At 55.4% G+C, this 13,208-nt stretch carries 12 protein-coding genes; 9 read left to right on the forward strand and 3 right to left on the reverse strand.

Annotation, left to right across the window (positions count from 1 at the left end; all coding sequences use genetic code 11):
* Position 1 precedes the first annotated feature (1 nt).
* From rfaC to NYE85_RS04310, 4 genes are read left to right on the forward strand one after another with little or no spacing between them, the layout of a single operon-like run.
* Positions 2-964 carry a lipopolysaccharide heptosyltransferase RfaC gene (gene rfaC / locus NYE85_RS04295; protein ID WP_259003174.1) on the forward strand — a complete coding sequence of 321 codons (963 nt, stop codon included), beginning with the start codon at positions 2-4 and terminating at the stop codon, positions 962-964.
* A complete protein-coding gene (locus NYE85_RS04300; RefSeq protein WP_259003175.1) occupies positions 964-2,121 on the forward strand; it encodes a glycosyltransferase in 1,158 nt (385 codons plus the stop codon). Before rfaC ends, NYE85_RS04300 begins: the two co-directional genes overlap by 1 nt.
* 33 nt (positions 2,122-2,154) lie before the next feature.
* Positions 2,155-3,396 carry an O-antigen ligase gene (locus NYE85_RS04305; protein WP_259003177.1) on the forward strand — a complete coding sequence of 414 codons (1,242 nt, stop codon included), beginning with the start codon at positions 2,155-2,157 and terminating at the stop codon, positions 3,394-3,396.
* Positions 3,393-4,370 carry a glycosyltransferase gene (locus NYE85_RS04310; protein WP_259003178.1) on the forward strand — a complete coding sequence of 326 codons (978 nt, stop codon included), beginning with the start codon at positions 3,393-3,395 and terminating at the stop codon, positions 4,368-4,370. The genes NYE85_RS04305 and NYE85_RS04310 overlap by 4 nt, the downstream gene beginning before the upstream one ends.
* Positions 4,371-4,378: 8 nt before the next feature.
* On the opposite strand, the gene NYE85_RS04315 is transcribed toward NYE85_RS04310, so the two are convergent.
* Together NYE85_RS04315 and NYE85_RS04320 are read right to left on the reverse strand one after the other, a co-directional pair.
* Positions 4,379-5,503, reverse strand: a complete 1,125-nt coding sequence (locus tag NYE85_RS04315) for a glycosyltransferase family 9 protein (protein WP_259003179.1) — start codon at positions 5,501-5,503, stop codon at positions 4,379-4,381.
* Between the two features lies 1 nt (position 5,504).
* Positions 5,505-6,461, reverse strand: a complete 957-nt coding sequence (locus NYE85_RS04320; RefSeq protein ID WP_259003180.1) for a polysaccharide deacetylase family protein — start codon at positions 6,459-6,461, stop codon at positions 5,505-5,507.
* Positions 6,462-6,672: 211 nt separating this feature from the next.
* On the opposite strand from NYE85_RS04320, the gene rfaQ reads away from it, so the two are divergent.
* The 3 genes from rfaQ to NYE85_RS04335 are packed head-to-tail and all read left to right on the forward strand — an operon-like array spanning position 6,673 to position 9,980.
* Positions 6,673-7,755 carry a putative lipopolysaccharide heptosyltransferase III gene (gene rfaQ, locus NYE85_RS04325; protein WP_259003272.1) on the forward strand — a complete coding sequence of 361 codons (1,083 nt, stop codon included), beginning with the start codon at positions 6,673-6,675 and terminating at the stop codon, positions 7,753-7,755.
* The gene (locus NYE85_RS04330) at positions 7,752-8,879 is read left to right on the forward strand and encodes a glycosyltransferase family 4 protein (protein ID WP_259003181.1); all 1,128 of its coding nucleotides are present in this window, start codon (positions 7,752-7,754) and stop codon (positions 8,877-8,879) included. The genes rfaQ and NYE85_RS04330 overlap by 4 nt, the downstream gene beginning before the upstream one ends.
* A gap of 3 nt (positions 8,880-8,882) precedes the next feature.
* Positions 8,883-9,980: a glycosyltransferase gene (locus NYE85_RS04335; RefSeq protein ID WP_259003182.1), complete on the forward strand. Its 1,098-nt coding sequence runs from the start codon at positions 8,883-8,885 to the stop codon at positions 9,978-9,980.
* A 37-nt stretch (positions 9,981-10,017) separates the two neighbouring features.
* Here NYE85_RS04335 and NYE85_RS04340 read toward each other — a convergent pair whose 3' ends face one another.
* A complete protein-coding gene (locus NYE85_RS04340; protein WP_259003184.1) occupies positions 10,018-11,031 on the reverse strand; it encodes a glycosyltransferase family 9 protein in 1,014 nt (337 codons plus the stop codon).
* 125 nt (positions 11,032-11,156) lie between these two features.
* Between NYE85_RS04340 and waaA the strand changes: the two genes are divergently transcribed.
* A complete protein-coding gene (gene waaA / locus NYE85_RS04345) occupies positions 11,157-12,434 on the forward strand; it encodes a lipid IV(A) 3-deoxy-D-manno-octulosonic acid transferase (RefSeq protein ID WP_259003186.1) in 1,278 nt (425 codons plus the stop codon).
* Complete coding sequence (locus NYE85_RS04350; RefSeq protein WP_259003188.1) at positions 12,434-13,207, forward strand: glycosyltransferase family 2 protein; 774 nt, start codon at positions 12,434-12,436, stop codon at positions 13,205-13,207. The genes waaA and NYE85_RS04350 overlap by 1 nt, the downstream gene beginning before the upstream one ends.
* Position 13,208 lies beyond the last annotated feature (1 nt).

Raw genomic sequence — 13,208 nt, forward strand, 5'->3', positions numbered from 1 at the left:
CATGCAGGTGCTGATCGTTAAGACCTCTTCCATGGGGGACGTGCTTCATACGTTGCCGGCATTGACCGATGCCATGAATGCCATCCCCGGTATCCGTTTCGACTGGGTGGTGGAAGAGAACTTCAGCCAGATCCCAAGCTGGCACCCGGCGGTCGATCGCGTTATCCCGGTGGCTATCCGCCGTTGGCGCAAAAACTGGTTCGGTAGCGAAACCCGACAGCAGCGCTGTGATTTCAAACGTCAACTGCAGGCGCGCGACTACGACGTGGTCATTGATGCCCAGGGGCTGATGAAAAGCGCGGCGCTAATCACACGCATCGCCAAGGGCAGCAAGCATGGACAAGACTGTAAAAGCGCGCGCGAACCTTTCGCCAGCTGGTTTTACAACTATCGCCATGACATAGACAAGCAGCAACATGCGGTGGAACGCACCCGTGAGCTGTTCGCCAAGAGTCTGGGTTATCCAAAACCGGCGACCCAGGGCGATTATGCTATTGCCGCCCGTTTCCTTGGCTGCCCGCCAGCGGATGCCGGGCAATATCTGGTGTTTCTGCACGCCACCACCCGCGATGAGAAACACTGGCCGGAAGCAAACTGGCGCGAACTGATTGCGCTGGTCGAGCCGACCGGGCTCGGCATCAAGCTGCCGTGGGGGGCGGAGCATGAACATCAGCGTGCGCAGAGGCTGGCAGACGGTTTCCCGCACGTTGAGGTGCTGCCAAAGCTCAGTCTGCAACAGATAGCCGAAGTGCTGGCCGCTGCACAAGGCGTGGTGTCGGTCGATACCGGGCTCAGCCATCTGACCGCCGCGCTCGATCGCCCGAACATTACGCTGTTCGGCCCTACCGACCCAGGATTGATTGGCGGCTATGGGCAACACCAACGGTCGCTGGTATCAGTGGATAAAACCATGGCTACCATCAGCGCCGAATCGGTTTGGGCAGCATTACAAAAGGATATGTGATGAAGAAATTGCACATCATCAACCTGGAAAAAATGGGCGGCGTAGAACGCCTGTTTTTGCAGTATCTCAACGATACCACCGACGGCAGCAACCAGGTCATCTGCATCAGCAGCGAGGTGGGTGAAGAGATCCGCAAAAAGATGCCGCAGCAGAAAGTGACGTTTGCCAATCGCCTGTGCAACGCCTTTTCTCTGCGCTGCCCGCAGTTTCTGCGCAAATACCTATTGAAATGGAAAATTGAGCGCGCCGATGCCGATGTGGTGATCGTCTGGGACCTGATCCCGGGCCTGGCGGCGAAACCCAAGCGCGGCAAGCTGATTTATTACGATCATGGCTGTTCGTGGCGTTATGCCAAAAACCGCAAAACGCTGGGCTTCTTCGCGATGCTTGATGGGGTTATTTCAGCCTCTTATGCCTCAAAACGCGTGATGGAAATGCGCTTTAACCTGCCTTGCCCCAATCCGGTGGTGATCAATCGCATCAAGACGCCTGCCGGGATCGACAGCGAACCCAAAATGCTGGCGACGCCGGTGCGGATCGGCACCGCCTCCCGCCTGGTCACGCTAAAGGGGATCAGCGTGTCCTTGTTGATGATGCAAGAACTGCTGCGCCGTGGGCACGACGTGACGCTGGAAATTGCCGGCAAAGGCCCTGACCAGCCGGCATTCGAAGCGCTGGCCCAGCGTCTGCAACTGGGCGATCGCGTTCGGTTCAGCGGCTTTCAGGACAACGTGGCGGATTTCTTCAACCGTACCCATATCTATATCAGCACGCCGATAACCGAGCCCTTTGGCTTATCCTGCATGGAATCGCTGTATTTTGGCGTGCCGGTGATATTCCCCCTGGTTGACGGCCAGCCGGAAGCCGTCAAAGACGGCGTATGCGGTATCGGCCTGACGCCATCGGTCACCATTGAAGAGCATCAACAGCTCACCGGCCTCAAGGTCGATTTTCCGCATCAGGTCTATGACCCGATACAGGATAGCCTGGTGACGCCCAAACTGGTGTCGCACCTCGATTGCGCCGACGCGGTGGAAAAAATGCTGCAGCCTGCGACCTATCGCAGCATGAGCGCCAATGCCCGCCAATTTACTGCCGAACATTTTGATTATTCGGTCTTCAAGACCGAATTCGACCGTTCGCTCGAATCGTTTTAACCCTAAAATATAAAGTAAGCCGGAACCCGATCCATGCCAAGTGAGAAACATCCACATCCTGCTTTTAGCTACCTGATCTTTTTGGGCTGCGCGATCGCTTTTTGCACCATTCCTTTTGGCGTTGAGACAGGGCGAAACATTTTTTATATTTCTAGCTACATCTCTTTTATTGCCCTGTGCTTTAACTTCAGGTTTTATACAAAAAACAAAATCGCCCTGACGCTATTCTTATCACTGTGCCTGTTGGGAGCCGCCAGCATGATCTGGGCTCCACTCAATAAACAGCCGGACGATTATGTAAATATTTACCGCAGTTATTTCTCTACCGGCAAATTACAGCTGGCCACCGCATTTATCTTGCTTATCGCGCTGAATGAACGCCTGGATTTTCAAAAAAGCTATATCATCGTTGCCATTGGCGGCGGCCTGGCGGTCAACGCTTACGCAATCTATCAGGGGCTGTGGCTGCATTATCCGCGCGTACAGCTTAACTTCGATCGCGCCACCATTGTTGCCTATATCATCACCGCCATTAATCTCGTCATGCTGCATGCGGTATTGCTGCTGAAAACACGCTATCGGTTGATGCTGTTCCTGTTGGCGTTTATCGTCAGTTTCTCGGTGATCGGCCTGACCGGCACGCGGGCTGCGATGCTGGTATTCCCAGTGATGGTGGCTGTTTTCGTCTTCACTTCGCGCGAGTTTTTCTCGCGTCGACAGAAAATGACCATCGCCTTGGCGTTCCCGTTGCTGCTGCTGTTGAGCGCGATGATCTTCAAATCGCAAATAGAACAACGCATTCACGACTTCCATCAGGATATGGCGTCGATCAACGATCCACAGAAAGACAATTCCATCATGTCACGCCTATCGATGCAGCGCACCGGCATCCATGCCGGCAATCAGGCCCTGCTGGGTCAGTCGGCCGAGCAGCGAGCCAAAGAGATAACCGCCATGGTCAAACAGGAACCCGAACTTATGGGGGTCATGCCTTACCTGACCGTGCATTTGCATAACGAGCTTATCGAAGCCTATTCGTTGAAAGGTATTGTGGGTGCCGTACTACTGCTGACGTTTTATTTAACCTACATTTTTGCTGCATTAAGAATATATAACAACGTCTTGCTGTTTACCGTCATGCTGAGCCTTATTGCCTTTGGCCTTACCGACGTTATTTTCTTCAGTACCGAAGGTACCGTCATGTTCTGCCTGGCGATTATTGCCAGCGTCATATCAATGAAAAAAACGCCTGATTCACAGGATCTTCGACAATGAGCCAACCCGCCTATTTACTCAGTTTCATTGTGCCGTTTTACAACAATGCCGACTTTGTGGTGGAGAGCTTACGCTCGCTGTTCAGTCAGATGACCGATGATATCGAAGCGGTGATCATTGATGACGGTTCAACGGATGATTCTGCGCGCCTGGTACGGCAATTGCTGGATGAGTATCAGCCAGCCAACGTAACGCTGATTAGCCAGCCTAACGGCGGGATTGCACATGCCAGAAACGTCGGGTTGGCCAATACCCATGGTCGCTACGTCACTTTTCTTGATGGCGATGATATCCTCAGCCGCCACTACCTGCACCTGCTGCGCCCGATACTGCTGGGTGACGAATACGATCTGATCGATTTCAATTACCAGAAGTTTTCGGCAGCGGTGCCGGATGATTCCATCGATGACACCGTCGAACTTTATCCCTACCCGATTGAAAATAGCCAACTGGCATGCCTGGCGCCGTTATTTTCCCGCTCGATGTGGCACCTGTGGAACCGGGTCTACAAACGCAGCCTATTGGCGGGAGAGTCCTTTGCCACCGGCCGCCGCTACGAAGACGTCATTTTTACCCCGTTCCTGTATTTCAAAACGCAAAAGATCGCGCACCTGAATCAGGTACTCTATTTTTATCGGGACAACAGCCAGGGCATTACTCGCAATAACACGGCCAAGGACATTGAAGACCTGCGCTTCGCGATGAACAAAATGGTCTGCTTCGCATTGCAGCATGAAAATGAAGCGCAAATACGCCCGCTGGCGGCGTTAATGATTGCCAACTGCTTCAGTGAAATAAAGAATATGTCCAAATCAGTGTACGGCTATTACTACTATCCGCCGGCACTGCTGGAAGATTTTCGGCGTGCAGCCGACGTGTGCCGGGGCACCGCAGTGCCCCGCAAGAAAATGTGCCAGATGCGTTATCCGCAAATCGACACGCTGCTGTCGAAACTGCGCCGTCAGCAAAAGTAACGCCGATATCAGGCGCTATCGCTGCCCGCTTCGCGGTGTGCGGGCAGTAAGTTCGCATGCGCCGCCACCTCCTGATATACCCGCTGCGGCTGAATGACGCCCATTGGGCCTTCAGCCTCCAATGGCAGGGTATAGCCGGAACGCGAGGCGTGAACAATCCGGTGCAGTTCAAGATCCTGAATCGGCCCTGTGGTTCGCGGATCGGCGGTTACAAACAGGCTGACGGTTTTTACCTTCAGCGCCACCGCCAAGTGCAGCGGCCCGGTATCGCCGGTGACCAACAGTTCGAAACTGCCCAGCAACGTCAGCAGTTGTCGCAAACCGGTTTTGCCGATACGGTTATCCACCCGTTCGCGGGTTCTGTCTTGCACCAGCTGCAAGAATTGCTGCGCTTTGCCCTCATCAAACGGCGCACCGATCAACACAATGCGCACGTTGTCATGCTGCGCCACCAGTTGATCTGCCAGGCTGGCAAAATGCGACACCGGCCAGCAGCGCGATTGCGTTGAAGCGCCCAGTTGAAAACCGATGGTGCACAACGCGGGGTCTTTCTCCCCTGCGGGAAACGGCGCCGGAACTTCCATGCTCGGATCGTCAGTGCGGCACCCCAGAATGGAAATCAGCTCCAGCTTACGACGAATAAAGTGCCCGTAATAGTCAAACACATAGTTGGTCAACCACGGCTCCAGGCCGCAAATACCGTTACGGTAATTATCGCGAATAATGTATTTGGCGCCGGCCAATACCGCACTGATAACGTCATAAGGCTGATGGGAATGCAGAATCAATGCCAAATCGGGTTCAAATTGGCGCAACGATTTCAGCAACGGCCCCATGCTTTTAAATTTACTGTCCCAATACACCACGCGGTTAAAGTAGCGGCCGTTTTCCACCAGCTCCTGATTTTTTTTATGCACCACCAGCGTGATATGCGCGTCGGGATAACGTTCACGCACCGCGCGGATTGCCGGCGTGTTAAACATAAAATCGCCAAGCGCCGTGGTGGAATAAATCACGATATTGGCAAACTGCATGCCGGGATCGAAAGTGGCCTTATCCTGAAAACGCCCACGTTTTGCGACGTATCGCCGTAAAAACCAGTCCGCGAACTTTATTTTCCATTTCTTCGACATTTCAATTCACTTTACGTTGATAGTACTCGGCCAGCGTCATACCCGTCGTTCGTGAGTGCAGCCAGGCAAATAATTGTTCTAAATCGCGGTACAGCGCCTCGATATCCTGCTCGGTTTTAAACGTCGGGCTGCCACCGGGCATAAACTCGGACGAATGCAGCATAAACTCAACGTAGTCATGCCCCTCGGCCAGCGACTGTTCGGCAACCCGCTGCATGTTATCCAGGTTGTTACCGGTTGGGCGCAGCCAATGCACCGAAGGCGAACGCCGTTTGCCGCGCAGGCGATCGTACCCCTGCTTCAGCGCGTTCATCAGCTCTGAATGCTTGTACTGAATGCTCATCGGAACTTCCAGCAGACGCGACTGACCCGGACGGGCAATATTCTGCGGATCGATAAAATAGGCATGCGTCGGGAAATGGCGGTAATCGGTACCGCCGTTGCCGTGCGGACTGCCAGGAGAAAATTGCCAGTTAACCCGCGGCGTAACGGAACAATCGACCTGATAGCCGTATTCCAGCAATAGACCGGCATAATATTCATTGAACGCCCAGCGACCGGCGCGGTGGCTAAGCATTTTGGTTTGAAAGGTGTCTTCCAGCAACTGGGTCATGTGATCCACCTTGGCGCGGATCTGGTCGACTGGATACTCAATCAGATATGGCTTGTGGCGCCAGTCGTCATCGGTCAGTGGCGTCAACGGCGGGCTGTTCCAGGCATGCAGATGCATGCCTACCTCACCCGCGCTGCGCGCTATCACATCGCGCGCGAATTCGACGTACTGTGGGTCTACCGCCATTTCATAGTTGGTCAGATAAACCGGCTTAAAGGCGTATCGTTCGCACAGCGCCTGGAAACGCGGGAGAAAACGGGTATTTTCCGTCGAAATACGATCGTGGTTTTGCCACAGATTGTCGCCTTCGGTATCAATAGTGATGAGAAATGCCGGTTTAGTCATGAATATCGTGCCTGATATCAATAGAATGCATTATGTTACGCAGCCCGCGTGTCCAGGGCAAACGACTTCGCTGCGAGGTTTGGACAACGTTGAGGTGCATTTGTCGCGCGCAGGCCGCTGTTTTTTGCTTCACGGCAAGAAAAACCGGCAACAGTAGCCACATGGGGTAGTGTCATTTAGAATCATCCATTGGTTTCCCATATAGCGAATGATGATGAACGACGCGCCAGCACAGATCCCTGCCACTCCTCCACAGCGTATTTTGATCGTCAAGCTGCGCCACCACGGTGACATGCTGCTGACGACACCGGTTATCAACACGCTGAAAGCCAATTACCCCGAGGCGCAGATTGATGTGCTGCTGTATAAAGAAACCCAGGACATGCTGGCCGACAACCCGGCGCTGACGCAGGTGTTCATCATCGATCGTCAGTGGAAGAAACAGGGCACCAGAGCCCACCTGGCGCATGAATGGCGCCTGATCCGTCAACTGCAGGCCCGACAGTACGATCTGGTGGTCAACCTGGCCGATCAGTGGCGCAGCGCGCTGGTTACCCGCCTCACCGGCGCAGCGATTCGCCTGGGTTTTGATTTCCCCAAGCGGCGCGGGGCGCTGTGGCGTCATTGCCATACTCACCTGGTGCCGGTCGACGACCACGCCAACCTTCACACCGTCGAGCAGAACCTGTCGCTGCTGCAACCACTGGGCCTGAAAACCACCAACAGCCAGGTCACCATGAGCTATGCGGCACCAGACTGGCAGACATGCGCAACGTTATTGCAGCAACACGGCATCAGTGGCAACTACATCGTGGTGCAACCTACCTCACGCTGGTTTTTTAAATGCTGGAGTGAGGAAAAAATGGCCGCCACCATCAGCGCGCTGCACGCCGATGGCCACACCATCGTAATTACCTCCGGTCCGGACGCCAAAGAGCGCCAGATGGTCGAGCGTATTGTAGCCCAGTGCCCACCGCAGGGCGTGGTGTCACTGGCCGGGCAACTGACGCTGCGACAACTGGCCGCGCTTATCGATCATGCCAAACTGTTTATCGGCGTAGATTCGGTGCCCATGCATATGGCGGCGGCGCTGCAAACGCCGTGCGTCGCGCTGTTTGGCCCGTCAAAGCTGGTGTTTTGGCGCCCATGGCAGGCCATCGGCAACGTCATCTGGGCCGGCGATTATGGCACTCTGCCCGATCCGGATGACATCAATACCGGCACCGATGAGCGCTACCTTGACCTTATTCCTACAGACGCGGTGATTGCAGCCGCGCGGAGTCAGCTTTCATGAAAGCATTGCGTTTGGCGATTGTACGCCAAAAATACCGACCGGACGGCGGAGCCGAGCGTTTTGTTTCCCGGGCGCTGGAGGCTCTGGAACAACAGGACCTCGAACTGAACGTGATCACCCGTGAATGGCAGGGTGACGCCAACCCAAACTGGCATATTCATTTATGTAACCCAATGAAGTTCGGTCGTATCAGTCGTGAACGCGGTTTCGCCGAAGCGGCACGCGCGCTATGGCAGAAAGAGCGGTTCGATCTGGTGCAGAGCCATGAGCGGATTGCCGGTTGCGATATTTATCGTGCCGGTGACGGGGTACACCGGCGCTGGCTGTTGCAGCGTGCGCGTCTGTTGCCGGAATGGCGTCGCAAGTGGCTGTTTTCCAATCGTTATCACCGCTATGTGATGTGCGCCGAACGTGCGATGTATGCTGCGCCGGAGCTGAAGGCGGTCATTTGTAACGCAGAAATGATCAAACAGGAAATCATTGCCGACTTCGGCGTGCCGGCGGATAAAATCACCGTTATTTACAATGCGATCGATAATCAGAAGTTCCTGCCGGCCAACCAGCAGCTCAGACAGCAGCTGCGTCAGCAGTACCAGATCCCGCAACAGGCGCACTGTCTGATTTTTGTCGGTTCCGGTTTTGAGCGCAAAGGCCTGGCGGCGGCGATCCGCGCCGTCGCCGCCACCGACAGCTATTTGCTGGTGGTTGGCAAGGACAAGGCAGAAAAGCGCTACCGCGCACTGGCGCAATCGTTAGGCTGCGGTGAACGGGTGCGTTTCATGGGGGTACAAAAGCAGACGCTGTCGTTCTACCAGAGTGCCGACGCGCTGTTACTGCCGACGCTGTACGACCCCTTCCCCAACGTGATCCTGGAAGCAATGTCCTGCGGGCTACCGGTGATTACCAGCACCACCTGCGGCGGTAGCGAGTTTATTACGCCAGGGCAAAATGGCTACGTCACCGACGCGCTGGACGTCACGGCAATTACCGAGGCCATTCGCGCGTTACCACGTCAGGCCATCGGCTCATCGATGGGCGAAGCGGCAAGGCTGGGCATTATGTCGGCAACGCCGGCGCGGCTCTCCGAACAACTGGTTTCGTTGTATAACCGACTACTGGATTAACCTATGCGTATCCTGATGATTATCGATGGGCTGCCCGGCGGCGGAGCAGAAAAGGTAGTACTGACCCTGTGCCAGGGCATGCAGCAACTGGGCCATGAGGTCAGTCTGATCTCCTTGCGCGACGTATGTAACTACCCGATCCCCACAGGCATTCATTATCAGGTGGTGGCAGATCGCAGCCGCACGCCGTGGCGCAAGCTGACCGAGCTTTCACGCCGTGCCGCGCAGCTGGATCAGGCCGTTACGGCCAACGAACGGCAGCATGGCGCGTACGATTTGGTATTTTCCAATCTGCACAAAACCGATCGTATCGTCAGCCGCAGCAAGCTGCTCGGCGGCGATCGGCTCTGGTTCTGCATTCACGGCATGCTGTCTACCTCCTATCTCGGTCATCGCACCGGGCTGGACCGCTGGCTGAAGCAGCGGAAGATTGCCAAGGTTTACCATCAGCGCAATATCGTGGCCGTTTCACGCGCGGTGGGCGACGATCTGCAACAAAACCTGCCCATTCGCGCCAAACAGCTGGCGGTGATCAACAACCCGTTTGATATCGCCGCCATTGAACAGTTGGCCTCGCAGCCGTGCGAGCTGGCCGGCCAGAACTATCTGCTGCATGTCGGACGCTTCCACCCACATAAGCGCCACGATCGACTGCTGAAAGCCTATGCGCTATCCGGCATTGATGCGCCTCTGGCATTGATTGGAGCGGGTAAAGAGAGCGAACTCGACGCCGTCAGACAGCTAGCACGCCAGTTGGGCATAGAACAGCGCGTCCTGCTGCTCGGCTTCCAGGAAAATCCGTACCCGTTTATCAAGCATGCAGCTCAACTGGTGCTCAGTTCAGACAGTGAAGGGTTCGGCAACGTGTTGGTGGAGGCGCTGCTGTGCGGCACGCCGGTGGTCAGTACCCGCTGTCCGGGTGGACCGACGGAGATTTTGGAAAATGCCGATATGGCCGAGGCATTGGCGGAACTGAATGAAAACTCGCTGGCGGAGAAAATGGCGCTGATATATCGCCAGCCGCCAGAAATAAATCGCCAGCGGCTGATGCGCTACGGTCTACAGCCTATTTGCGAGCAATATCTGGCACTGAAAAAATAATCTCGGCAGGGATTAGTCCAGTCCCTGCCCATAATAATTAACCGAGCGCCTGTATCCGTTGCCAGACGTCCTCCACCGGCACGTCAATACAATCACCGGATTCGGTTTGCAATATTTCATATTGCCCTGACCAGGGATGCCAGGACGTTTTATCAGTATCGCCAAAGAATACCACCTGGGTTTTATTCAACGCCGCCGCCAAATGCATTTGCCCGCCGTCGCTGCACAACACCAAATGGCATAAATCGAATGCTGCGAGCAACTCGCGCACCGAGGCAGTCGGATACAGGGCAACGCGTTCGCTATGGCATTGAGCCAGCAACTGCTCCGCACGCTTTTGATCGCCGATATCGTCCGGCGCCAGCGTGCCCTGCGGCGACCAGAAAATCAGCACTGCATTATCGGTATCGGCGGTCAAGCGGCGCACGATCTCGGCATAACGCTCCAGCGGCCAGCGGCGGTTGGCAATGCGACTGCTGATATGCACCGCGTAAATACGTGTGGCGTCCGGCAGCAGCCGCTGCCGTCGTTGTTGCGCCAACTGCCGCTCCTCTGCGGTCAAATACACCCGCACCGGCGGAATGGCGATCGGCTTATCAGTAATGGCCGACAGATAGCTGAAGGTATGCTCCACCTGATGTTTGCCGGAAAAATCCTCATGTTTAAACGGGCGGGTTATGTCCGGCGTGCCCAGATCGGCACCGATAATATGTTTGACCCCCGCCATTTTCGCCAGCCGCAAACTGTATTTACAGGGCACCGGGTTGGCGAGGATCGCCGCATCAAAGTTAATTTTACGCAGTTTAAGAAAAATCATCAGGCGTTGAAGATAAACCCCCAGCGTGGTTTCATTTTTCGCCTTGTGCTTTGCTTTTTTATAAACAAAAACCCGTTCGATATGGGGATTATTCTTAACGACGTCCTGACTGATTTTATTGATTAACAGGTAGAGTTTGGCCTCGGGATAGGCAATTTTTACCGCTTCAATCAACGGGGTCGTACAAACCAGATCGCCAATGTTGTCGCGGCGAATAATTAAAATATTTTTCATACCAAGCCTATCGACGAAAACGCTCGCCTGTTGTCTGAAACTGCCACCCAAGGTTACCAAATTAGCGCCTTTCCCTTCCAGTTATGGTACTATTCCGAATAACCCATATAAATGAAATTGATAGAATGTTGCTGCGTTTATATCAGGTACTACTCTACCTCATCCAACCCCTGATCTGGCTCCGTTTATTGTTGCGTAGCCGCAAAGCTCCAGCCTACCGAAAACGCTGGGCAGAGCGCTATGGCTTCTGCGCCGGCAAAGTGGTGCCGGGCGGCATCATGCTGCATTCCGTTTCTGTCGGTGAGACACTCGCCGCCATCCCGCTGGTACGCGCACTGCGCCACCGCTACCCCTATTTGCCGATTACTGTGACCACTATGACGCCGACTGGTTCAGAGCGCGTTCAGTCGGCTTTCGGCAAAGACGTCCATCACGTTTATCTGCCCTACGATCTGCCCGGCTCAATGCGTCGTTTCCTCGATCAGGTGAATCCCAAACTGGTGATCATCATGGAAACCGAACTGTGGCCAAACATGATCAATGCGCTGCACCAGCGCCAAATCCCGCTGGTGATCGCCAACGCGCGCCTTTCCGCCCGTTCTGCGGCCGGCTACAAGAAAATTGGCGGCTTCATGCGTGACATGCTGCGACGCATTACGCTGATTGCCGCGCAAAATCAGGAGGATGGCGAGCGCTTTATTGAACTGGGTCTCAAGCGCTCGCAACTGACGGTTACCGGCAGCCTGAAGTTTGATATTTCCGTCACGCCGGAACTGGCAGCGCGAGCCGTCACCCTGCGGCGACAATGGGCGCCGCGTCGCCCGGTGTGGATCGCCACCAGCACCCATGAAGGCGAAGAAGCCATTCTGCTGGCTGCGCACCGCAAGCTGCTGGCTGCGCACCCCGAACTGCTATTGATTTTGGTGCCCCGCCATCCGGAACGCTTCCCCACCGCCAAAGAGCTGACGCAAAAAGCCGGCTTCAGTTACATCACCCGCAGCAGTGGCGAGATCCCTTCAGGAAGCACGCAGGTGGTTATCGGCGACACCATGGGCGAACTGATGCTGCTGTACGGTATTGCCGATCTGGCCTTCGTCGGTGGCAGCCTGGTGGAGCGCGGCGGCCATAATCCGCTGGAAGCGGCGGCGCATGCCATTCCGGTACTGATGGGGCCACATACCTTCAACTTCAAGGATATCTGCGCCAAGCTGTCACAGTCTGAAGGACTGATTACCGTCACCGACGTCGAGTCGCTGGTCAAAGAAGTGACAACGCTGCTGACCGATGAAGACTACCGCCGCTACTATGGCCGCCACGCCGTGGAAGTGCTGTATCAAAATCAGGGTGCGCTCCAGCGCCTGCTGCAACTGCTGGAGCCCTATCTGCCGCCTCGGAGTCACTAATGAGCAACCGCAAAAGTCTGTCGGTCGTCATGATTGCGAAAAACGAAGCCGATCTGCTGCCGGATTGCCTGCAATCGGTGCAGTGGGCCGATGAAATCATCGTGCTTGACGGCGGTAGTCAGGACGCAAGCCGCGCCATCGCCGAAGGTCTGGGCGCCAAAGTGCTGGAGAACAGCGACTGGCAAGGCTTTGGCAAACAGCGCCAACTCGCCCAGCGCTACGCCAGCTGCGATTACGTTTTTATGATCGATGCCGACGAGCGCGTAACCCCGCAATTGCGTCAGTCAATTGAACAGACGCTGAGCGCCGCTGACGACAACGTGGTTTACAGCGTGGGCCGCCGTAATCTTTTTCTCGGCCGCTTTATGCGCCACAGCGGCTGGTATCCAGATCGCGTCAATCGTCTGTACGCCCGTGAACGCTACCGCTATAACGATCACCTGGTGCATGAGTCGCTGGCCATCGGCAATGCCCGCGTAGTGCCGTTAAGCGGCGATCTGCTGCACCTGACCTGCCGTGACTTTTTTGCCTTCCAGCGCAAGCAGCTGCATTACGCGCAGGAATGGGCCAACCAACGCCATGCGGCCGGCAAACGCTGTGGCTATACGTCGATTCTCAGCCATACGCTGGGCGCCTTCTGCAAGACCTGGCTGCTGCGCGCCGGCTTCCTCGACGGCAAACAGGGGTTGCTGTTGGCGGTGGTTAACGCGCAATATACCTTCAATAAATACGCCGCCCTCTGGGCGTTGGGCCATAACGACGCTGAGAAGTGAA

It is taken from the genome of Serratia sp. AKBS12 (assembly GCF_024793895.1).
Taxonomy (GTDB): Bacteria; Pseudomonadota; Gammaproteobacteria; order Enterobacterales; family Enterobacteriaceae; genus Serratia_F.